Consider the following 22,168-nt stretch of genomic DNA (forward strand, 5'->3'; position numbering starts at 1 on the left):
CACGGCGAAAAGACTGCCAATGCTGGTAGTCTAAGGGGTATTCATGACAAGAACCATGTCATTGAGGAGCCGTATGAGGCGAAAGTCTCACGTACGGTTTTGAAGACGAGTCCGTTGGGTGACTGACTGGCTTAGTTTAATTCTTGATCTGACTCAGCAATATCATGACAAAGTTTACTTAATGTGTAAATTTTGCTCTCGGCACAACCTCAAGGAAGTTCCAGACCCTTACTACGGGGGAGCGGAAGGTTTTAATCAAGTAATAGATTTACTTGTAGATGCTTGTGAAGGTCTACTGGCATACGTTACCAGTCAGAAACTAAAAATGTAAAGGCTATTCCACCAGCCCATGCTTAATGGCAAAACGCACCAGCTCCGCTCGGTTGCTGGTGGCAGTTTTTCTTAATAAACTGCTAACATACTTTTCTACTGTTCTCGGACTTAAATGCAGTTGATGTCCCATATCAACATTAGAAAAACCATGAGTCAATAGTTCTAAGACTTCCTTTTCTCTGGGGGTCAAGGATGCTAATAGATGAGATCGCTGAATATGAATAGATAGAGAATTTTGGATTTCCACCTCTTTTGTAGGTAAAAAACTGCCCAAATTTTCTTGATGAGAAAAACGGTACTCAGATTGAATAATTTGTGATCGCTCCAGAAGATTACGAATTGCTGCTGCTAACTCTTCCAGTTCAAAAGGCTTAGGTAAGTACAAATCGCACCCTGACTGGTAGCCTAGAATTCTTTCCTGGGTTTTTGTACGTGCTGTCAATAAAATTACAGGCAATAACCGGAATGCTGGTTGTTGGCGTACCCGACGTACCAGTTCATATCCATTCATTCGTGGCATAATAATATCAGTAACGATCAAATCAGGATGGTAATTATCTACCATTGCTAAAGCTTCTTGACCGTCATTCGCCGTGACCACAGAGTAGCCACACAGTTCAAGATAGTCACTAATAGACAGACGAGTGCCCAAATCGTCATCTACAACAAGAATAGTCAAGGGCATGAACAATACACCCCTAGCATTTTTTGACTCAGAAATTTAGTTAATAGGACCTAATCAGTAAACACAAGCAAAAATAGTGTTCTCATATTTCATACTATGACAGGATTACCAGCCAATGACTGTCTCAGGGTGGATTTATGAAGAAAATCTTAAATCCTGAGTAAGTATTGACAAATTCTAACGCAATTCAATTTCTAATCTTGAAAAGCTACACCTAGCTTTTTAAGTCTTAACAATAAAGCTATGATTTACGGAGAATACTCACTATAATGTAAATTAATATTTAGTGTTGATAATGTTTCTCTAAGTTCTGCACTGAGAAGCTGAAAGCTGATAACTGAAAAAAAAGCTAAATTAAAAGAATATGGGATAACGCTGATATTGATGTTAAATTTACAGCTATTCCAAATACTTTGGCAGCACATTTAAAGCAAGCAAAATTTTTTCAATGAGCGACAAGAGCGAAAGTTACAAAGTTATTAGTGATAACCGTCAAGCCCGTTATTTATATGAAATCCTAGAAACCTTGGAAGCTGGAGTTGAATTAACAGGAACAGAAGTCAAATCGATTCGCGCCGGGAAAGTTAATCTCCAAGATGGTTATGCTTTGATTCGCAATGGCGAAGTATGGCTGATCAACGTCCATATCTCTCCTTACAACGCCAGTGGTCAATATTTTAATCATGAACCACGTCGTACAAGGAAACTGTTACTACATCGCCAAGAAATTCGCAAGTTAATTGGCAAAGTGGAGCAGCAGGGTTTAACACTAGTACCTTTAAAGATGTACCTCAAACGAGGATGGGTGAAAGTGAGCATAGCCCTTGGTAAGGGTAAAAAACTACATGACAAACGGGAATCCCTGAAAAAACGGCAAGATCAACGTGATATGCAACGGGCAATGAAAAATTATTAAGCTTGATGACAATATTTCCTAACCACCTGACCACAGTGGAGTGTATTGTCTCCAGTGATGTACACCCGTAGAGGACAAGACTTGTACTGAGTGTAGTGGTTAGCTTAGGTAGCCTAACCATACTATACCTGCTCCACAGGATTTTTATCACTTATATTTGTACTTCCCATGCCTGCATTCTACTGTATGTCTTCAGTGTGAGTTGAGAGAACAGCTAGTTTATAGCCCCAGATTGATTTAGCTAGTTATGGGAGTCGATACAGTGGTGAGTAACGTTGGAAGGGATGAGAGATTTTCACCATGACACGTAATTTGACCAAAGCAGTTGGTGCTGGCTTTCTGAGTGTTAGTATGGCAATGTTGCCTTTAACCCTACCTGTCAATGCCCAAGTTACTGACCCCAGAGTGGACACCATACCAAGAACTACAGTTTACGAACGCCGAGATTTTGATTGGGGTTGGTTAGGATTAATTGGTCTATTTGGTTTAGCAGGTTTAGCTGGTAGAAAGCGTGGCGAGGAACCTACTCGTTATCGCGAGCCAACTACCCCCGGAAGTACAACTTACAGAGACTAACTATTGAGAATTTATTTTGAAGAGAACTCAAAATTTACCATCAGCCCCGCTGCGCTAAGTTAACAAAATTCAGAATGACCGACAACAGTCGATTTTCTATTCAGGAGCCACAAATCTATAGTCGATTCTGGCTCCTGAATTGTGCTATTTTTGTCATCAGTAACAATGTCTAGCTTCGTGTAAGTTCTTCGTCAGAAGAATTAACATTTTGAGTGTAGTTTTGAGTTGTGGGTCTCCAGTAGCTAGCAATTAAAGCTACCATTAACCACCAAAGGCTATTGACTTCAGGACGAAACCAAATAGTGTCTACAGTACCGTGAGCCAGCATCCCCGCCAAGGTAGCAAATGCTCCAATTAACCAAAATCCCTCTAGACTTCTATATTCTCGCAGTCGTCGCACTTGTAAAAATGCATTATTAAACGTCACAATTATCAGCCAAAGAAAACAGCCTAAACCAACAAAACCAGTTTCTACAGCCACCTCCAAGAAAACCGAATAAGCACTTAAAGCCGTATAACGAGGACGTTGGTAAAGTGGATAAATTTGATTGAAAGAATTATGACCAGGTCCAATGCCAATAATAGGGCGATCGCGTATCATTTCAAAGACAGCATCCCAAACATTTCTGCGAAAATTATTACTGCTATCTTGGCGATCTGCAAAAATACTCAAAACTCTGAGGCGCACTGGCTCGACAAATATGACTGCTAGCAATACTACACCAATCATACCTCCCAAAATAATTGGCAGTGACCAAGTGCGCCAAAAAGCAGGCATTCGCACAATCCACCAATAGACCAGCAAAGTGATGGCAGTCAATACACCCACTACTAGACCAATCCAACCGCCACGACTAAAAGTCAGAACCAAACAAGCACCGTTAGCAATAAACATAGTTAACCCTAAAGCCTTTTTAATCCAGCTTTGCCAGGCAAAAATTGCTACTAAGCTAAAAACTACTGCTGGTACAAGATATCCAGCCAATAAATTGGGATTACCCAAATAACTATAGACTCTGGTGGTCTTAGCAAGGGGAGATTGCGGGTCTACCCAAGTTGCCAGTGCTGTAGCGCCAAAAAACCATTGCCGCAAACCGTATATACTAACAATTAAAGATACATGTAAATACAGAGTAATTATCCAAGACCGCAACCGAGGGAATCTCAAAACCCTAGCACAAAGGGCAAACAGCAACAGATAAAGCGTCAACACCACCAAATCTTTAAATGCTGCCTGTTTGACCGGTGACAATGCTGTAGAGACTACAGCAATAGCCCAGTAGAGTAAGACCAGCAGGTGAATAGGGGTAAATGACATTGTATTTGCTCGCGCTGACTCATCGGATAAAGTCAACAAAAACCAAAATCCTACACAAGCTACTAACAATAGTCCTACTAAGTTACTCGATACAAAAGGCGCAAAAGCGTAAACTAGGCTGACTAAAGCAACTGCTATTACATCTCCCCACTGCATCAAGATGCTACTTTGCCGCCAGGAGTGCAATAGTCCCACCAAAGAACGGTGTAAGTAGCTTGTTGCTAAATATTCTTTGAGTGGTAAACAAGACAAAGTAAATCGTTGCCAGACTAAATTCATAAACCCACTTTCTCATCAATGAGCACACCCGCACGTAACTTGGATTGATCATAACCTTGCCCACCTCGTATTCCGCACTTCACGAGTCAGCACTTTTCATTCAGTAATTTTTTTTGCAGCCATTGGGAAGTTCAATTATTCACTTGTTGCTTGTCTAGCAGTAGCCATTCTTGACACTCCCACAGACTCAAGCATGTAGGATTCTTGCTTCATCAAGCCAACCTACTGAGATGAGTTTCCTCACCTAAACAGAGATTGTTCCGTCCACAAGCTTCAGATTCCATGTGCCCCACGGTACGAATTAATTCTACAATAGTGTCTAAGTTAAGTGCACAAATTGAACACTGCACCTTTAAGTGCTGCCCATTCATCTTACAGCCAAAAGCCAGTGAGCCAACCACTTTTATTGCTGTAATGGCAAAGACAGTACATAGCGGTGTCCTGATTCGGGTGAACCTTGAATCGAAATTTTTCCGCCGTGAAGTTCTGCCAGTTGAGAACCAAACAACAAACCCAAGCTTTCACGGGTCAAGTTACTATAATTTTTAGGTAAATCCTGATCAGAGTTTATAACCAATGTATTTGAGTAAGAAGCAGTTAAGTTTGGTGTTCTCTCCAATACTACTGACATCCCTGAGTTCTCCTCATCTTCATAAGTGTTGTAGGTTGCACCTTCGGCTGTTTGTTCCACACCGGAGAAAGAATTAAGGTAGAAATAGGAGTCAACGTTAGTTATCCCATCTTCCAACCAGGGATGGAAAACCGAAATAGTAATATTCAGCGTACTTTCCTGGTAAGAAACATGAAGACAGACAATACTACCTGTAGCAGAAAGTTGAATCACACCGAAAATTAAGTGATACAAGATTTGCCGCACTTTATCTTTATCCAAAAGCCAAATGCGACTATATCCTGGTTCTATAGACAGGCGAATATTTTGCTCCCGGCGGTTAGCGGCTTCTTTTAGAGAATTGATAGCTTGTTGACATAGCATTTCAATATTTACGGGAGATAGATTCAGCCTAGAGGTATTTTCATCCAACCCTCCGATTTCCGTAATTTCGTTGACCAAGGACAGTAAGTACCTACCACTATGTTCAATGATGTCTACATATTCTCTCTGTTTCATTGTCAAAGGCCCATAAATCTCACGTCCTAAAACCCCAGCCATGCCTAGTACAGATGTTAAGGGTGTACGTAGTTCTTGAGTTATCCGTCCCAAAAGTTGGACTTTCAGTTCATGAATGCAATCAGATTCTTTTTGTAAACTGACTAGGGTGTCCGTAACAATGGTAGTTGTGCTTTGATTATTCAGTGATGTCCTAAGAGCGTTTTGTGAATTAATTCTTTGTGGCTTTTTGTCCAGCAACATTAGGTTACGCTCAAATTCACTCATACACCAACGAGCTATTATTTGTAAAAATTCAATATCGCGAGTTGTAAACTTACGTGGCACTAAATCCATAATTGCCAATGCGCCCAAACAATTCCCAGAAGCATCAATGAGCGGCACTCCTAAGTAAGCACGGATACCAAAATCTTTCACCAATTTACTATTCTTAAGTAATGAGTCGGTGACATTTTGAGTATCATTAATCACATATATTTGAAGGCTTTCTACCACTTGGGTGCAAAAAGATTCCTCACGTAACAACTGACGGTTTTGTGCAAGATGATTCATTAGCCCTAGCCTAGATAAACCTACGGCTGACTTGAACCAATAACGTTCTTGGTCCATAAATCCCAATATGGAAATTGGTGCTTCTAAAAAGTGGGCAGCAGTTTGAGTGGCTTCTTCAAAGACAGGAATCGTTTCCGGTTGAAGCAAACCTAATTCAGACAATGCTTCTAGGCGTCGTTCCTCTGTCGCTCTTGGAGAAAACCAACCATCCTTGAAGCCAAACAATTTCTTTTCAGGCTCTACCATTGCCACTGCTACCTTGATACTTTCTCCCCCTTGTAATTTATATAACCCCTAGGTTTGGGTTATGATTCTCTACTTTTAAGCATTCCCCAATTTTGGTGTTAATCAACAAAATCAGATTGTAAATTTGATCAGCCATCCGTAAGCAAAATACTATAATCTGCTTTATTTGTAGTTTTGATGGCACAAAGCGTTAGTTTCATATTGGATAAAGCTAATATAATATCAAAGCGAAAATCAAATGAAAAGGTCATCTGATTTTGATCTGGAACCTCCTGAAAATTTTAGCGGTTATGTCGGGAAGTATTTATGTTTTTTTCTACTTAAGGATAGATTTTTGTGAACAAAATGGCCAGTTATACCCATATTTTTGCCTTTTTCTACATAATTTTGTTTCATAAAACCCAAAGGATACAAATATTTTTGAGAAAAAAGCAAAATTAGTATCTTCATGAATTAACCTAGATCAGCATATCTTTAATAGCTCTTACAATTAATGTTTTTGTATAAAAATTACAAATATCTATTTACAAGTTTATCCAAAAACTTATTGTTTTAAATATGTTTACTTAAAAAACTATAAAATTAATTCTTTTTATACATAATATTTGATGCATATAAATAAACATTATTTTAAGTAACTAGATTTTTTAAAGGAATACTTTATTCACTCTTTACTATTACTTCATAAGTTAATAGTTGTATTAATAGGCAAAAATTTGATATTTATTTCTCAGGATAGCAAAGATGAATATGAGTTCTAAAATTCCTTTTGTAGACTTAAATCTACAACACGAACCAATTCAATATCAATTACAACAGGCAATACAGGCTGTATTGGCAAAAGGAGATTTTATTTTAGGGAAACCATTGATAGATTTTGAAGCAGCTTTTGCAGCAGCATCTGGGACAGAATATGGTGTAGGTGCTGCATCAGGAACAGATGCCATCGCCCTTGGTTTACAAGCGTGTAATATTGGTGCTGCTGACCAAGTAATTTTACCTGCTAATACCTTTGTAGCAACTTTGATTGGAGTTTTACGTGCCGGGGCAATGCCTGTTCTCGTAGATTGTGATCCACAAACAGCTTTAATCGATTTAGAAGCAGCAGCAAAAGCAATTACGCCACAGACCAAGGCCATTATTCCCGTACATCTTTATGGCCAGATGGTGTCACCGCAACAACTATTAGACTTAGCTGATACTTATAAACTGCTAATTTTTGAAGATGCAGCCCAGGCACATTTAGCCGAAAGAGAAGGATATCGGGCTGGTTCTGTAGGGACAGCCGGGGCTTTTAGTTTCTATCCCAGCAAAAATTTGGGAGCATTTGGCGATGGAGGGATGCTGCTAACCCGAGATTCAGATGTAGCTCAAAAAATGAAGCACTTGCGAAATTATGGTGCATCGCAAAAGTATTTTCATGTGGAATTAGGGACTAACAGTCGTTTGGATACATTGCAAGCAGCAGTCCTATTAGAAAAACTACCACATCTGCCCCAGTGGAATCGAGATCGCCTGAGTATTGCCCAGCAATATGATCTTGAACTAGCACCCTTAGCATCCGCTGGGATTCTTTCCATGCAAAACCACAGCAGCACTGGACATGTTTATCACCTTTATGTAATCAAAGTTGATGAACTTTGTGTCCTCAAACGGCAGCAAATTCAAGAAAAACTGACAGCAATGGGAATTCAAACCGGCATTCACTACCCAATTCCTTGCCATTTGCAACCAGCCTTCAGCCACTTAGGTTATCAAATAGGAGACTTTCCCCAAACAGAAAAGCTCGCAAATCAAATATTGTCCTTACCCATGTACCCAGGTTTAAATAGTCACCAAATCCAAGAAGTTGTAGCAGCTATTAGATCTGCTCTCAATGATGCAACGCAAAAGTTATTATTTTTTTAATTTATAGTCTTTAATTTCGTACCTCAATCATCAATAGTAAAATAACCAGTCTGAGTTCCTACAATAAGTGTGTGGATTGTGAATTGTTAACTTGAAATTGTTGGAAATTATGCCACTTCAGCAACAGATCAATCAAAGGAACACAGAACAATTGTTCAACTTGGCAATTTTCGCTTTTTTAATGCTACTCTATGCTCCTATCTTGCTGCACTGGGTAGATGGTTGGCTAAACAAAAGCATTAGTATCCAACATGAATATTTTAGCCACGGTATTATTGGTCTTCCATTTGCTGCTTACCTCACTTGGTTAAACCGGAAAAAATGGCATCGACTACAAAATACAGCTCATCCTTTAGGTGCTGTTTTGCTTTGCATAGGAGGAGTATTTTATCTGAGCGGTGTTCCAGAATGGGTTAATATCTCCCTACCGACAATATTGACAGGAATGTGCTTGTGGTTCAAGGGGATACCAGGCTTTCGATTGCAAGCATTTGCTTTGCTGCTGACATTTTTAGCAACTCCAACAGCAATACCCTACCTTCTGGTTCCCTATACCTTGCCATTGCAAAGTTTTATCGCGGGTACAGCAGGCTTCATCCTAAATCAATTGGGCATGGAAGTAATTGTTGATGAAATCAATGTATACGTGAATGGACGAATTGTCGAAGTTGCCCCTTATTGTGCTGGTCTAAAAATGTTGTTTACTACTGTCTATGTCAGCTTGATGCTGCTTTATTGGACAGGTATATTATCTTCACGGCGCACTAGCAGTTGGTTTTTATCTTGTGCCATTGTCATTAGCATTATTGCCAATATTATTCGTAACACTTTACTCAGCTTCTTTCACGGTACAGGTCGGGAGGCAGCTTTTCAATGGCTACATGACAGTTGGGGGGGAGACCTTTACTCTGCTTGTATGTTGCTGTTATTAATACCTTTGCTGAATTGGATGAATAACTATTTCTCCACAGATGTAAAACTTCAGCAAGAAGCTGAAAACAATGCGGAATAGTGAATTCTCTGTCTTCAAACTTGTTCCAAATTCCCTTCCATAAGCAATTTTTACTGATGAAACCCTTATCTAAGTTTTTTCCAGAAAAGCAACTAACTCATGTAGCAGTGCTTTGTTTGTTATTAATACTATTAACAACTAATGGAATTTCCGGATACACTACAGGAAGTTGGCAATGGAAACAACCACCAGATGTTCCCAATCTGAGAGAATTGAGAGAGATACGTAAAACCGGGATAACCCTTCCTGATTGGCAAACAGTTGAACAAATCGAACAAGTCCTAGGTACCAGTAGATGGTCATTACAGATTCTCAACCAAAAAAGCACTCAAAATCAGGCAATATTACTTTTGCATCCACAAAATAGTCCAATGGATCAACCGGAGGTAGAGTGGACTGACATTAATAGCTGGGGAAAATCTCGTTGGCAACGATGGGATATAGCTCAATTTCGCTCTGCGGAATTTACTCTCAAACGACACCCAAAATCCGGAGCAAATACTGAAACTAAGGTAGAAGCAAGGTTCTTTCGCGTCTCCACCCAGCATGAAACCTTCGCTGTCTTGCAATGGTATGCAACGCCAAATGGTGGACATCCGTTACCTTGGCGCTGGTTTCTGGCAGATCAATTGGCACAATGGCATCAAAAACGCATTCCTTGGGTTAGTGTAAGCATAATGATTCCCATGGAACCTTTAGGCCAAGTAGTTTCTACTTGGGCGTTAGCTCAGTCTATCGGTCAAACAGTACAAACTACATTGATGGCCAATTTTTTCTAAAACAATTCACGAGTGCATTTATTTGTGCAGAAACAATAAGGTACAAAGTTATCAACAGCATTAGATGGTCAAGAATTTAAAATATCTTCAGACTAAAATCATCAATCGGTGAAAGTTACTTTGATCTGAGTTTGACTATAATTTCATTTTTGATATGCGTGCATCACTCAGCGGCCTATATTTTGTTAGTTTTCAAGTAAGTATTTTATTAACAACTGCTCTCCAACCAGTTATTGCTAGACCTTTATCGTCTGGTGAAAAATTGACAGGGCAATTATTACCCACCCTCCCCTCTGGTGCTGTTGAAGTACAACCACCTTCTCCTGACGGAGACCTTAGTCCAACACCGCCAGCAGGGGTTGAGGACTTGAATGAACAGGTTTTTCCTCAACTCGACCGCTATCTTTTGGGGCCAGGAGATGTAATTAGTGTTACATTTCAGCCCTCCTCTGGCCGTTATCGCTTAGGACCGGGAGACACGATTAGGGTTGCGGTTGAGCGTTTCCCTGATTTGAGTTTTCAATCATTCATCAATCCAGAAGGTAACATTATCGTGCCATTGCTCGGCACGGTGTCGCTAGACAATTTAACCTTAGAGGAAGCACAAGAAAAAATTCGGGTGTTACTGGATCGTTTTGTCATTAATCCTGTAATAGTTTTATCTTTAACAGGCCTGCGTCCAGATTCGAGTTTTCAAACCCAAATTGATCCAGAAGGCAATATACTTGTTCCGCAAGTGGGAACAGTTTCTATAAAAGGCTTGAGTTTAAACGAAGCACAAGAAAAAATTCGCTTGAGTTTAAGTCGTGTTTTAGTTGAACCGAATTTGGTAGTATCACTAGCAACACCACGACCAGTTCAGGTCAGCATTAGCGGTGAAGTTTTTCGACCGGGAATTTATCCTCTTACTTCCCCAATAGCCCGTGTTGCTGATGCTTTGTTCATAGCTGGTGGTTCTACAATGACCGCAGACCTGCGCCAAGTCAAAGTTCGTCGCAGGTTGATTGATGGTTCTGTGATTTCACAAACTGTTGACTTATACGCAGTGTTACAGAATAACGGCTCAATACCGAGTTTACGCTTACAAGATGGTGATGCGATTGTTGTCCCACGGCAAGAAGTCGGTGGTGATGACGGTTACGACCGTAACTTAGTGGCTCGTTCATCCCTGGCTGTACCACAAATTCGTGTCCGGGTTTTGAATTACACTACGTCAGGAATGGTGACGCAAGCACTACCTAATGGCAGTAATTTTATAGATATTTTAGGTGGAATCAATCTGGATAGAGCTAATCTCCGGGACATTGCCCTAGTTCGCTTCGATCCTGAACAAGGTAGAGCTGTTACCCAGAGATTGGATGCAAGAAGGGCTTTGGCTGGGGATGCATCTCAAAACGTACCACTTCAAGATAATGATGTAATAGTTGTGGGACGGAATTTAGTTGGGAGAATTTCTCATCTTCTCACCACCATTACACAGCCCTTTTTCAATGTGCAGAGTTTCCTCAATTTTTTTGAAAACTTTGGTGGTCGTAGGTAATTTGTAATTCATAATCAGGCAATAGCAAGGTTCTTATGGATGGGTAATGGGTCGTTAATTTCTACCAAGCTCTATGATGGAACAATTATCTAATTTATCAATAAGGAAAGGGTCTCATAACCCTACCCTAGGAAATAGCTAACAAGGTATTTTATGCCTAGCTTGGGTTTTATTTGAGGTTAAAATCCCCCTATGCTAAAGCCTTATATTTTGAATTTTGAATTTTGAATTATTTATTATGACTCCACCAATTGTTAAGCGATATCTAGTTGCTTTTGAGAAATATAAATGGATTGGATTGGGCAGTTTTGCTTTAGTAGTTGCAGGGTCAACAATAATGGTGATACAGCCAGAAGCACCACCCACCTATGTAGCAGATGCCGCACTTAGTTACACTCGTCCACCAGTTTCGTTTTCAGCAACTGGTAGTGAAATTCAGCAACAAGGGCAAGAACTGACTCAGGAAGTTTTGTTGTCAGATCAGATTATTGAACCGGTAGCAGCAAAAGTCAATGTAAAACCAAAAACTATCGGTGCAAATGTGGCGCTACGTCTACCACAGAGAAACGAGACAGGAAAACTGCTATCCTCAATCATTGAGTTGAAATATCAAGATAGTAACCCCAAGCGAGCCCAGCAGATATTGCAGGAATTAATGCAAGCCATGATTAAGCTCAGTGGTGATATTAATACCGGGCGATTAAAAGCAATTATGGAAAAAATTAATGAGCGCATACCCCAGGCAAAATCAGAACTCCAAGCAGCAGAACAAAAGTTGGAACAGTATGATCGCCGAGAACGTCCGGCAATATTAGCAGCTGAAAATGGTAGTTTGTTGAATGCAGTAACTAATAGCCAAAATCAGCAACGTTTAATTAAACTCACTATTGCGGGGATTGATGGACAAATTCGCAGTTTGCAAGAAAAGTTGGGTTTAAATGTCGGACAAGCCTATGTTTCTTCTGCTTTGAGTGCTGATCCGATTCTTTTAGACTTGCGATCGCAAATGTATCAAGTAGAATCTCAAATAACCTTACTTAGTAAAGATTTACGACCTGAAAACCCAACAATGATTCAGTTAGCGCGTCAGAAACAGTCTATTGAAGAATTGCTCCAGCAACGTGCTGCTGAGGTGGTAGGAGGTAACGGTACTGTAGCCCCTTTGCCTGGAAGTGTTTCACTTATCCGTGCCCAAAGCAATTTAGATCCGGCTCGACAACAACTAGCAAATCAGATGGTGGCTTTGGAAACCCAACGAGAAACACTCCAACAACAATTAGCTCAACAAATTAAAGAAGAAAAAAGATTACGGCAAGAATATTCTCAAATACCCAACAAGCAATTGGAGCGATCACGTTTAGAACAGGAACTAGCACTGAAAAAAGCGATTTATGACCAAATGCAAGCAAAGCTTACAGACTCTAAAGCCGCAGAAGCAGAAACAGTTAGTAGCTTAACCGTTGCCAGAATACCTAAAGTTGCCACCGATGTCAGTGAACCCCAAAGCGTCCCTCTGACTTTGGGTGTTGGCGGTTTCTTGGGCTTGCTAGTTGGTGGTGGGGTCATATTTTTTTTGGGTTCTTTAGAAGGTACTTTCAAAACCAAGGAGGATATCCGCGACAGCCTCAAACAACGGGAAGTTCCCCAACTGGGAGAGTTACCTTTAATGCCTGTGGATGATTTGGATGGCGAAACCTTACCTGTCATACTTTCCCCTGATTCTCCTTATTTGGAGTTTTATGAAAAGTTTCGCAGCAATTTGCGCCGCATAGGAGGTAGAAATTTCAAAGTGGTATTGATTACCAGCACTAGTCCCCAAGAAGGTAAGACTGTGAGTGCTTATAACTTGGGTATAGCGTCAGCCCTTGCCGGTAAAAGAACCTTGATTATTGAAACCGATTTGCGATCGCCTTCTTATGCTTCATCCCTGAAGGTTACCCCCGATCCCGATGCCAACGTTGCACCCCTGCGCTATTATGCCAGGTTGAACGAATGTGTCCGCTTAGTTCCTGATGTAGAAAATTTATACATAATTCCTAGTCCTGGTTCACTACGCCAATCTGCTGCTATTCTTGAATCAAGCGAAATAAGACGGCTCATGGAAGATGTCCGGGAACGTTTTGACTTAGTAATATTAGATACTAGTTGTCTCAGTTTATCTAATGACCCGCTGTTAATCCAACCCTATAGCGATGGCATAGTATTAGTAGCCCGTCCCAACGTGACACAAGAGAGTGTGTTAGCAGAAGCTATTGATCAATTAGTTGAATGTGAATTAGGTTTGTTGGGAGTTATTGTTAACGGTGCAGATATTATTGTTACCCAGCCTCAGTCATTGTCACACAAGGAAGAAGGGAAAATTTTTTCAGAAGCTTCAGCCAATGGTAACAAAAATTAAAGCGGTCAGAAAAGGAGCAAAAAACAGGGGCAGATAAACCTTGCTTAAGTTCAATTCCTCCCTTCCCCCGTCCCTTGCTGCTTCCGTACTTACTGCTAATAGTCTGGGCGAAACAACCCGAATAATGGAGAAAGAATCATCCCAAAAACAAACCCGCCTATGTGGGCCCAGTAAGCAACTCCGCCTGTTTCCACAGTCATATTAGCAGCAGCTTGCAGACTGGCAAGACCCGATATTACATTCTGAACCACAAAAATCCCTATGAGAATAATTGCTGGAATTCTGATTGTGGTGACTAAAAAACCCAAAAAGACTAAGGTTAAAACTCTAGATTGGGGGAAACGGATCACATATGCACCAAGAACCCCAGCAATTGCACCACTAGCTCCTAAAGAAGGTATGGCAGAATCCATGCTAATAAACCACTGACACAAGGCGGCCAAAGCACCGCAAGCCAGATAAAAAATCAAATACTTCAAATGACCCATACGGTCTTCAATATTGTTGCCAAAGACCCAGAGAAATACCATATTTGAGATCAGATGCCACCAACCACCGTGTAAGAATTGTGACGTAAATAAAGTTGTCCACTCTGAGGCAAAGCCATTGGTTAACTCTGTTGGTATAAGGGCATACATACGGAAGAATTGCTCTACTTGTTCACTGGATAGACTCACTTCATGAACAAAGACGACAATATTTAAACCAATCAACCCGTAAGTTAAATACGGGGTGACTCGCGTTGGGTTTTCATCATGGAGGGGAAACACAGGTGTTTTTCCTAATTAGGGCTTAATTGCAATATAGCCTGTGTTGTCTGTCAACGATGTCAAAAAACTAAAAGATACACGACATTTTATTTAACTAAGTACACAAAAATATTATAACTTCTTTAGGAGTAAATTTTTACTGGTAAGATTGGTCAAATAACTACATAAACTTCCTAAAATTTCGGCAATACCACATAGAGTTCATGTTTCTTGACTAGATTTATCACTAAATAAACCCAGCATTGGGCCAAGAATTGCTCCAAACAAAAAACCTGCTGCATGGGCCCAATAGGCAATACCTCCTTTTTCCATGGCGATATTTCTGGGTGCTTCTAGACCAGCTATTCCGTAAAAAGCTTGTTGGATAAACCAAAATCCCAAAAAGAAATATGCGGGAAGGCGGAAAGAAGGAAAGAAAAATCCTAAAGGTACTACACCGATAATTTCGACTTGAGGAAACCGCAGAATATATGCTCCCATAACCCCAGCGATGGCACCACTTGCCCCTAATGAAGGAATGGTAGAATCTTGAGCAAACAACCATTGTGCCAACGATGCCAAGACACCGCAAGATAAATAAAACAGTAAATATTTAGCATGGCCTAACTTTTCTTCCACATTGTTACCAAAAACCCAGAGAAACAACATATTTCCCCCTAGATGCAACAAACCCCCATGCAAAAATTGTGCCGTAATCAAAGTTGCCCATTCTGGTACTGGTTGATTGATAGAGATTCCAGAAAAACTTAAAGTCAGTTCTTTGGGAATTACAGCAGCAAGATGAAAAAACTCGTCTAATATTTCGGGAGGAAGACTTGCTTCATAAATAAAAGCCAAAACATTGGCTGCAATTATTCCATAAGTCACATAAGGCGTAATTTGTGTAGGATTATTATCTTTAATAGGAACCACTGATATTTTCCTGAAATTTGAGTCACTACCCTCAGATTACTGAATTTTGTCAGTATTTTCTTCTATCTATAGTTTAACGTAACCGTATTTGTGCGGGATTTATGAAGAAGGAACGAACATAAGAATGTCAATTCATTTGCCATCAGACTTGTCAAGAGATAAATTGCTCATTTAAATTTTCAAAATTATTGCCCATAAAAACGTTCCAGAAGCCCTAAAAACCTTCTAGAGCATTGAACAGGATTAATGATAAATTTATTTTCCTGCGGTTTTACTTGTTTTTAATTAGATATTTTGGGATACATTAACACCCATAATTTTTGCTGGCATGAGAATACCGTAATAACCCGCAAAAACTGCTGCTAGAGCATTAATCCAAACATTGGTACCAAACAAAGGCATAAATCCGAAAAATGATTTAGCAAAGGGTAAAAATCCCATAATCGCTAGTATGGCATAAACAACTGCAAAAATACGATTGAATATGCGAGCGCTGTTAGGATTGTTGTAAGAAGCTATTCCCCAAAATCCTACACTGCAACGTACAAGGTTATGCAATAAATTAGTGGGAACTACCCCAAATATGAAGCCAAATCCCGCAGCATAAGCGTTAGGAGCTACATCAGCAGGGATATAAGGTGCGCTTGTTCCTGACAATGAAACGAAAGCTGGTACAAATCCGGCCAGACCTAATACCAAATAAATAATGCCGATGCTCAAAGCGCAATAACGCTCGGTCATTCTTGCCATGTTGAAGTTTTGTATATTCATTTTACCTCTAGTGTGTGAATTTTCCTGCAAATACTAGCTGCTAGCAGAAATGTCGCTGCAACTAATTTATTAAACAAATAACAACAGCTATCTCTAATAAGTTGGTTCGCAAGACATAACACTTTCTATTCAACTCAAATTTCATCGATATAACTCTATCCCAAGGCAGGATTAAAACTTGAAAATGGCTAACTTGCACGCAATTCTTTCAAACTTTGGAAATATGATAAAGTAAATGCAATGCTCAGGTACCCAATGTTTTACAGGTTGACTATAGATGTCCTGATACCAATTCTGTATAGTGTTTGGGGTAGGATACTCCATAATAAACCCCAAAACACCTGAAGAAAAACAAGAAAAAAGGTAATAAAAAAAGAAATTCATGACCATTTTATGTTTAATTTAAATTAACTTAGTTAAAAGATGAACAATGCAGATTATTCAGTCTCTCCATACGGCAATTCTCGTTACTGATTTAGAAAAATCCGAAAATTTTTATAGCAAAGTGTTGGGATTGTCTAAAACAGACCGTTCCTTGAAGTATCCTGGTGCATGGTATCAAGTAGGCAGTTATCAAATTCACTTGATAGTTGCAACTGCCGCCCCTACAGGTAACCCTCATGAAAAATGGGGACGCAATCCTCACATCGCTTTTTCTGTTGCTGATTTAGATATTGCTAAACAACAGTTACTCAGTCAAAATTATCCCGTTCAAGTTAGTGCTTCCGGTCGCGTTGCCCTTTTTACTCAAGATCCGGACGGGAATATTATCGAACTTAGTCAGCAGTAATATGGGGAGTGGAGCATTGAAAATTATTGCTTACTCTTACAGTAATCCCCTACTAGAACCTTCTGCTGACATTAATGATTGGGGATGGGAAGTGGATCGAGTCTATCAAGATTTGGGTAACAGAACACAGTTACAAAAGTTAATCTCAGACTGTAAAACTGCACCAGCAAATTATCTGCTTATCCATCGTTTAGAAGAGTTAGGAGACACTTGGGAGGAAGTGAGCGAGAGCTTGCACCAACTCGAAGCAATGGGAATAACAATCATTGCTACTGAACAGCCCTACACTTCAGAAAATTCTGATATGGGCTCTGATTTGTGGAAATTACTACAGGAAATTCAACGTCAACAGCATAGCCGCCGCATTCGCCAAGCACACGCCCACAATCGTCTTCAAGCCTCACCTCCTCCAGGTAAACCCCCCTATGGCTATCGTCGCAGTAAAGAAAAATATACCATTGACCGCAGTACTTCGACCATAGTCAAAGATTTTTTTGAGCACTTCCTACTTTATGGTTCTCTGCGAGGATCAGTGCGTTACTTGGCAAAAAAATATGGTAAAAAAATTTCTGTCACCACAGGACGACGTTGGCTAACTAACCCCGTGTATCGGGGTGATACGGCTTATCAGAATAATGAAATTATTTCTGACACCCATATCTCGCTCATTTCTCGAGAAGAAGCAGCTCAAATTGACCGAATTTTACGCAGCAACAGTCGTTTACCATCTCGAACTGCTAGCGCACCCCGTTCTTTAGCTGGGTTGGTTGTTTGTGCTCAATGTCAGTCACACACAACAGTTACCCGTGTCACCCAGCGTTACCAAGATAAAGAGTATCTTTATCTACGTCCTATTAGCTGCACTCAACGTCCCAAGTGTCGGGCTATTCCTTATCAAGAGGTATTAGAAAATACAGTTAAAATTATTTGCCGCGACTTACCCTTAGCTGTGTCAGAGATGGATTTTCCCGAGTCGGATACAATTAAGAACAGTTTAGGGCAAGCGATCGCTCGTCAGCAACAAATACTTCAGCAGTTACCAGCTTTAGTCGAAACCGGTATTTTGGATGATGAAACCGCTAAGTTAAGGGCTTACAAACTCCGGACAGAAATTTCTCACCTCCAAGCAAAACTAGCAACACTTCCCCCTGTCAACTTGCGTTCTCTAGCTGAAGCGGTTTCAATTCCACAATTTTGGTTTGACTTATCAGAAGCAGAAAGAAGGTTTTATTTTCGAGAATTTATTAGGCAAATTGAGATTATTCGTCAGGACAAGAACTGGGAATTGCGCGTAATTTTTATTTTTTAGTATAAGATATAGGTGGTTTCCCTGCATTACGTACACTCACAAATTTACCCAATAAATCAAACCAAAAGGGCGCACCCATGGAAATGGCAATACCACTGAGAAACCAGCCGAAAATCATAGTCAACAATTTCCAGATAGAAAAATGATACTTTTTACTGGGATGCCAATCAATCTGCTGTTCTAAGTTAATAGCATTCCAACCAATTGGTAAGACTATTTCTGCTAAAACACTTTCAGTTTGTTTTTTAATAATGTCTAATTTGTCTGATGTATCAATATTATCGTTTTGCAAGATTTGCCCAGCATGATTAACAATGGCAATCCTGATATAGGAATCTTTTGATAGTCTACTGACAATATGAAATGCATCAGCATTAGCAGTTATGGCAATGCTAAAGCCAATTAAAAGTGCTACTCCTTTGGCATTTCGTCTGTAAACGCCAGTAGCTCGTTCCATTGATTTATCAAAAGTCTGCTCTATCTCTTGTTGTAATATATAAATTCCTTCTTCTGTAGTTTTAGCATTTTTTTGGGCACGCTTTGCTAATGCAGTCATGTTGCTTACTACGAATGGGGGCAGTTTTTTTGTGAATACTTGCAGGTTTTCACTGAAATATTCAAATGTTTTATAGGCTTCACTATTTTTATCTTGAAATTCATTGAGTAATTGTTGGTGAATATCACTACCGATATTAATTAAGTGAATAACTTCATTAATATTAGGTTTTAAACCTCTGAGCAAAATAGTTTGTTCAATATTATTAAATATATCTTTTCTAAGAAATATCAACTTTCGTAAAGCTTTACCAGCAAAAAAATCTTCTGGCATATCTTCTTGAAAAATTGCTATGTATCTATCTAAAGTTTGTGCCATCCGATTCATGCTAGTAACCAAGTCAGTTTTATTTTTTTGGAAATCATCGGTAATTTTTGCAAAGTTTTTCTCAATTATTTCTGTAAATTCCTGGTAGATGCTAACTGAAAATCTGCTGATATGATCATCTATATTATTTACTTGGTTATGAAAGTTTAACAAAATATTTTGTATTTCGTGTAACTGTTCATCTTTAAAATTTATCAGTCTTGATTCAGTTAATTTTTGAATAAGTGCTGGTATGCCTAATGTTTCCATGAGAGTTATGGCAAAACTCTCCGCAGGAATATAAGATGGCGCACTGTGTTTGACAATTTGTGACTTGCTATCATCTTTGCTATTCTCTTTTTCGTATTGTGTATATCCAAAAAAACTTTTAGTTCTTTTTTCTCGATATGGAAAAAATTTAACGGGAAGAGATGATAAGAACCAAACAAACTGGCGAGGTAAATTTGTTAAAAAGCCTTTTGATTCTTGGTTGACACTTTTAATCAACGGATGGTTGTACAATTGATTGACAAAGCTGATCACAGTATCACTATCTGAATTTTCGGCATCACCTGCTACAAGAATTTCAATGGACTTTTTTAGGTGTACTGCACGCCATTGTAAAACTGTATTAATCATTTCCTGAATTTCAGAAGCTAACAAGCTCAAAGTTAAGTAGATAAAAATTAAACCAATTGTTATATCTAAAATAAAAGGTAAACTCATTGACAGGTTCCTCAACAGGTATGTAGCATATTAACACTGGTAATATTTGTATCATTTTTACCAGCCAATAATTGTTAAATAAATTGAACAAAAATCAGCCAAACTTCCCAAAAATTATCCATGGCCAGAGAAAATTGAGTTAACCTTGGAACTTAGGAATTCTAGAAAATACCTATTGTTACTGGGTAGCAACATCAGAGATTTGCTTTAATCTCCATGTAATTAAACCAGCAAGCAAAGTGATGACTATAAAATATAAAATATGCAAGAAGGAAGTTCTATTTGGGGCTATCTAGAAAAACAGCACCGCGCGGTTAATAAAAGGATTGATTGGGTGTGGATAATCGTATTACTGTTGGCCGCAGCTTTACTGTTTAGTGTCAATCTTGGAGGATTACCGTTGCAAGATGGCGATGAAGCCACTGTGGCACAGGTTGCGAGGGAAATTTGCCATGCTCCAGCAGGTTCAATGGGATGGCTTTACCCAACCCTAGGAGGTGAACCATATCATAACAAACCACCTTTAATACATTTGCTGATTGCCGGGGCCTACTCTTTGGGAGGCGTCAGTGAGTGGACAACACGTTTACCTGGCTCAATTTTGACAGCATTCTCAGTACCACTGCTTTATACTATCGGTCGAGAGATATTTCGTCAACGTTGGGCAGCAATTTATAGTGCCTTGATTTATCTGACAATGCTACCCATAGTGCGTTATGGCAGATTGGCGATTTTAGATGGCGCAGTGGTTAGCTTTTTTATGATCATGATGTTGTGCTTGTTGCGATCGCGCCGGGATTTACGTTATTGTCTGGGTATTGGCATTGGACTTGGGTTGATTTGTTTAACCCAGGGGGTATTAGGTGTGTTATTGGCTTTCATTGCCATTATCTTTTTATTTTGGGATACACCCAGACTACTCAGTAGTTATTATTTTTGGATAGGCATCTGCATTGGCATGTTACCCGTAGCTGCTTGGTATTACGCCCAACTTCTGCACTACGGTTACAGTTTTGCTCAAGTTGGTCTGATCAATCAATCTCTGAGTCGAGTTGGCACAGCTATTGAGAAAAATTCTGCACCACCTTGGTACTATGTCATAGAAATTTTCAAATGGACATGGCCTTGGTTGATTTTTTTACCCCAAACTGTGCGATCAGTTTGGGAAAATCTTAACCTTAGCTGGGCGAAACTCTTAGTGGTATGGAGTGTCGTCTACTTAGTGACTATTTCCTTAATGAGTATAAAACTACCTTGGTATTTATTGCCCATTTACCCTAGTTTGGCCCTAGCTTTTGGTAATGAGTTAGCAGAAATAGAAAATCTGCCCATAACATCATCCTATCCGCGTACTTGGGTAGCTGGGTTGTCAATACTTGCTGTAGTCACTTCTGCGGCTAGCATTTACTTAAGTAGCACCACACCACACAAAACCGATTTACAGCTAATTTTTGCAGCAATAGCTGTGACTATGACTTTAGCGGCTATTTTAGCAGAACGAGGTAATGGGCAATTCTTGAAGATTTTGCTGTGGGGAAGTTATGTTTCTCTACTGCTATTGATGAAATCAAACTACTGGCTCTGGGAATTATGGGATGCTTATTCGGTCAAGCCAGTAGCGGAGATGATCAGGCAAGCAGATCCGCCAGTCAACAAAATTTATACATCTTATTCAAATCACAGACCTTCATTAGATTTTTATAGCGATTCTGAAGTCATCCTGAGTGAAAGGCATAAGCTCCGTAAACGCTATCGAACCATTGTTCCCGCTCCCGTAAGTGAACTGCAATATTATTGGCAGTACAGTAGACAACCTTACTTTTTAATACATGCAGATTTGCTCAAAGAACTCCAACTAGAATCAATGAAGCGGATTTCCCAAGCTGAAGACTGGATATTAATCACTAAAGAACCTAATCGGTAGGGGTAATTAACTTTTGCCCTTGTCCGGATTATTTCCCGTCTTGAGTTTTCTCAGTGCTGGGAAATTGGGGATCGTAGTTGGTATTTTCCTGCGTTACAGTCATCATAGTCAAGAAAATAGCCAGACCCACAGCCAAGCTTAATATAGGACGCTTGATCAGAATAAAATCTCGTATAATTCTAGCTAAAGGACTACTTTGACGACGTAGAGACGAACAAAGCATGATTTGTTTGAGCATAAACGGATCGCGCACGTAATGCCCACTGCGACACACTACTAGCCTTTGCTGACAATACGGACAGGTAAACAAGCCAATGTGTGACTCAGCTAGTCTTTGTTTAGCATTTCTTTGACAAATTGGGCAACCAACATAATGATTATCAAAGGTGTGTATATTCATCTACCTCGTCCGCTTAGTCCATTTACTCACTCT

The 22,168-nt window shown here is 39.7% G+C and carries 18 protein-coding genes and 1 pseudogene; 11 read left to right on the forward strand and 8 right to left on the reverse strand.

The features are described 5' to 3' along the window. Window positions 1–136 precede the first annotated feature (136 nt). Window positions 137–331: pseudogene (locus tag NWP25_RS13985) on the forward strand (arsenate reductase/protein-tyrosine-phosphatase family protein); the annotation flags it as partial. Window positions 332–334: 3 nt separating this feature from the next. Here the strand turns inward: NWP25_RS13985 and NWP25_RS13990 are convergent. Beyond that, window positions 335–1,018 carry a response regulator transcription factor gene (locus tag NWP25_RS13990; RefSeq protein ID WP_280650025.1) on the reverse strand — a complete coding sequence of 228 codons (684 nt, stop codon included), beginning with the start codon at window positions 1,016–1,018 and terminating at the stop codon, window positions 335–337. Window positions 1,019–1,466: 448 nt separating this feature from the next. Between NWP25_RS13990 and smpB the strand changes: the two genes are divergently transcribed. Both smpB and NWP25_RS14000 read left to right on the forward strand, forming a co-directional pair. Next, a complete protein-coding gene (gene smpB / locus NWP25_RS13995) occupies window positions 1,467–1,934 on the forward strand; it encodes an SsrA-binding protein SmpB (protein ID WP_280650024.1) in 468 nt (155 codons plus the stop codon). Window positions 1,935–2,234: 300 nt separating this feature from the next. After that, window positions 2,235–2,510, forward strand: coding sequence for a WGxxGxxG family protein (locus NWP25_RS14000; RefSeq protein WP_280650023.1), 276 nt, complete (start codon window positions 2,235–2,237; stop codon window positions 2,508–2,510). 169 nt (window positions 2,511–2,679) lie between these two features. Here the strand turns inward: NWP25_RS14000 and NWP25_RS14005 are convergent, their stop codons facing one another. Then, complete coding sequence (locus tag NWP25_RS14005; RefSeq protein WP_280650022.1) at window positions 2,680–4,107, reverse strand: IctB family putative bicarbonate transporter; 1,428 nt, start codon at window positions 4,105–4,107, stop codon at window positions 2,680–2,682. Between the two features lie 403 nt (window positions 4,108–4,510). After that, a complete protein-coding gene (locus NWP25_RS14010) occupies window positions 4,511–6,034 on the reverse strand; it encodes a sensor histidine kinase (RefSeq protein WP_280699616.1) in 1,524 nt (507 codons plus the stop codon). 750 nt (window positions 6,035–6,784) lie between these two features. Here NWP25_RS14010 and NWP25_RS14015 point away from each other — a divergent pair. The 5 genes from NWP25_RS14015 to NWP25_RS14035 all read left to right on the forward strand — a co-directional run bounded on the left by NWP25_RS14015 (window position 6,785) and on the right by NWP25_RS14035 (window position 13,671). After that, window positions 6,785–7,942 carry a DegT/DnrJ/EryC1/StrS family aminotransferase gene (locus NWP25_RS14015; RefSeq protein ID WP_374912272.1) on the forward strand — a complete coding sequence of 386 codons (1,158 nt, stop codon included), beginning with the start codon at window positions 6,785–6,787 and terminating at the stop codon, window positions 7,940–7,942. A 109-nt stretch (window positions 7,943–8,051) separates the two neighbouring features. After that, a complete protein-coding gene (gene crtB / locus NWP25_RS14020; protein ID WP_280699618.1) occupies window positions 8,052–8,954 on the forward strand; it encodes a cyanoexosortase B in 903 nt (300 codons plus the stop codon). 56 nt (window positions 8,955–9,010) lie between these two features. After that, window positions 9,011–9,733, forward strand: coding sequence for a cyanoexosortase B system-associated protein (locus tag NWP25_RS14025; RefSeq protein WP_280650019.1), 723 nt, complete (start codon window positions 9,011–9,013; stop codon window positions 9,731–9,733). Between the two features lie 154 nt (window positions 9,734–9,887). After that, window positions 9,888–11,273 (forward strand): polysaccharide biosynthesis/export family protein, encoded by a 1,386-nt coding sequence (locus tag NWP25_RS14030; RefSeq protein WP_280657679.1) that lies wholly within the window; start codon window positions 9,888–9,890, stop codon window positions 11,271–11,273. Window positions 11,274–11,511: 238 nt separating this feature from the next. Then, a complete protein-coding gene (locus tag NWP25_RS14035; RefSeq protein WP_280657680.1) occupies window positions 11,512–13,671 on the forward strand; it encodes a GumC family protein in 2,160 nt (719 codons plus the stop codon). Between the two features lie 95 nt (window positions 13,672–13,766). Here NWP25_RS14035 and NWP25_RS14040 read toward each other — a convergent pair whose 3' ends face one another. The 3 genes from NWP25_RS14040 to NWP25_RS14050 all read right to left on the reverse strand — a co-directional run bounded on the left by NWP25_RS14040 (window position 13,767) and on the right by NWP25_RS14050 (window position 16,124). Continuing rightward, window positions 13,767–14,441 carry a rhomboid family intramembrane serine protease gene (locus tag NWP25_RS14040; RefSeq protein ID WP_280699619.1) on the reverse strand — a complete coding sequence of 225 codons (675 nt, stop codon included), beginning with the start codon at window positions 14,439–14,441 and terminating at the stop codon, window positions 13,767–13,769. 201 nt (window positions 14,442–14,642) lie between these two features. Next, the gene (locus tag NWP25_RS14045; protein WP_280650015.1) at window positions 14,643–15,353 is read right to left on the reverse strand and encodes a rhomboid family intramembrane serine protease; all 711 of its coding nucleotides are present in this window, start codon (window positions 15,351–15,353) and stop codon (window positions 14,643–14,645) included. A 285-nt stretch (window positions 15,354–15,638) separates the two neighbouring features. Next, complete coding sequence (locus NWP25_RS14050; protein ID WP_374915148.1) at window positions 15,639–16,124, reverse strand: DUF4383 domain-containing protein; 486 nt, start codon at window positions 16,122–16,124, stop codon at window positions 15,639–15,641. 430 nt (window positions 16,125–16,554) lie between these two features. Between NWP25_RS14050 and NWP25_RS14055 the strand changes: the two genes are divergently transcribed. Further along, window positions 16,555–16,914: a VOC family protein gene (locus NWP25_RS14055; protein WP_280699621.1), complete on the forward strand. Its 360-nt coding sequence runs from the start codon at window positions 16,555–16,557 to the stop codon at window positions 16,912–16,914. 16 nt (window positions 16,915–16,930) lie between these two features. After that, window positions 16,931–18,223 (forward strand): recombinase family protein, encoded by a 1,293-nt coding sequence (locus NWP25_RS14060; RefSeq protein ID WP_280650602.1) that lies wholly within the window; start codon window positions 16,931–16,933, stop codon window positions 18,221–18,223. Here NWP25_RS14060 and NWP25_RS14065 read toward each other — a convergent pair. Then, window positions 18,213–19,811 (reverse strand): hypothetical protein, encoded by a 1,599-nt coding sequence (locus NWP25_RS14065; RefSeq protein WP_280650603.1) that lies wholly within the window; start codon window positions 19,809–19,811, stop codon window positions 18,213–18,215. The two genes, NWP25_RS14060 and NWP25_RS14065, sit on opposite strands and share 11 nt — an antisense overlap. Before the next feature lie 262 nt (window positions 19,812–20,073). Here NWP25_RS14065 and NWP25_RS14070 point away from each other — a divergent pair, with 262 nt between their 5' ends. Beyond that, a complete protein-coding gene (locus NWP25_RS14070; protein WP_280650604.1) occupies window positions 20,074–21,735 on the forward strand; it encodes an ArnT family glycosyltransferase in 1,662 nt (553 codons plus the stop codon). A gap of 28 nt (window positions 21,736–21,763) precedes the next feature. Here the strand turns inward: NWP25_RS14070 and NWP25_RS14075 are convergent, their stop codons facing one another. Beyond that, on the reverse strand, window positions 21,764–22,135 hold the full coding sequence (locus NWP25_RS14075; RefSeq protein ID WP_280650605.1) for a hypothetical protein: 372 nt from the start codon (window positions 22,133–22,135) through the stop codon (window positions 21,764–21,766). Between the last annotated feature and the right edge of the window lie 33 nt (window positions 22,136–22,168).

Origin of the sequence: Umezakia ovalisporum Ak1311 (assembly GCF_029891685.1) — a bacterium.
Classification (GTDB): Bacteria; Cyanobacteriota; Cyanobacteriia; order Cyanobacteriales; family Nostocaceae; genus Umezakia; species Umezakia ovalisporum.

What these genes read in the sequence shown, in the direction of transcription:
- NWP25_RS14015 (WP_374912272.1), top strand. Translation starts at nt 6,785, where the DNA reads ATGAGTTCTAAAATTCCTTTTGTAGACTTAAATCTACAACACGAACCA.
- NWP25_RS14030 (WP_280657679.1), top strand. Translation starts at nt 9,888, where the DNA reads ATGCGTGCATCACTCAGCGGCCTATATTTTGTTAGTTTTCAAGTAAGT.
- NWP25_RS14065 (WP_280650603.1), bottom strand. Translation starts at nt 19,811, where the DNA reads ATGAGTTTACCTTTTATTTTAGATATAACAATTGGTTTAATTTTTATC.
- crtB (WP_280699618.1), top strand. Translation starts at nt 8,052, where the DNA reads ATGCCACTTCAGCAACAGATCAATCAAAGGAACACAGAACAATTGTTC.
- NWP25_RS14005 (WP_280650022.1), bottom strand. Translation starts at nt 4,107, where the DNA reads ATGAATTTAGTCTGGCAACGATTTACTTTGTCTTGTTTACCACTCAAA.
- NWP25_RS14055 (WP_280699621.1), top strand. Translation starts at nt 16,555, where the DNA reads ATGCAGATTATTCAGTCTCTCCATACGGCAATTCTCGTTACTGATTTA.
- smpB (WP_280650024.1), top strand. Translation starts at nt 1,467, where the DNA reads ATGAGCGACAAGAGCGAAAGTTACAAAGTTATTAGTGATAACCGTCAA.
- NWP25_RS14075 (WP_280650605.1), bottom strand. Translation starts at nt 22,135, where the DNA reads ATGAATATACACACCTTTGATAATCATTATGTTGGTTGCCCAATTTGT.
- NWP25_RS14025 (WP_280650019.1), top strand. Translation starts at nt 9,011, where the DNA reads ATGAAACCCTTATCTAAGTTTTTTCCAGAAAAGCAACTAACTCATGTA.
- NWP25_RS14050 (WP_374915148.1), bottom strand. Translation starts at nt 16,124, where the DNA reads ATGAATATACAAAACTTCAACATGGCAAGAATGACCGAGCGTTATTGC.
- NWP25_RS13990 (WP_280650025.1), bottom strand. Translation starts at nt 1,018, where the DNA reads ATGCCCTTGACTATTCTTGTTGTAGATGACGATTTGGGCACTCGTCTG.
- NWP25_RS14070 (WP_280650604.1), top strand. Translation starts at nt 20,074, where the DNA reads ATGCAAGAAGGAAGTTCTATTTGGGGCTATCTAGAAAAACAGCACCGC.
- NWP25_RS14035 (WP_280657680.1), top strand. Translation starts at nt 11,512, where the DNA reads ATGACTCCACCAATTGTTAAGCGATATCTAGTTGCTTTTGAGAAATAT.
- NWP25_RS14000 (WP_280650023.1), top strand. Translation starts at nt 2,235, where the DNA reads ATGACACGTAATTTGACCAAAGCAGTTGGTGCTGGCTTTCTGAGTGTT.
- NWP25_RS14010 (WP_280699616.1), bottom strand. Translation starts at nt 6,034, where the DNA reads ATGGTAGAGCCTGAAAAGAAATTGTTTGGCTTCAAGGATGGTTGGTTT.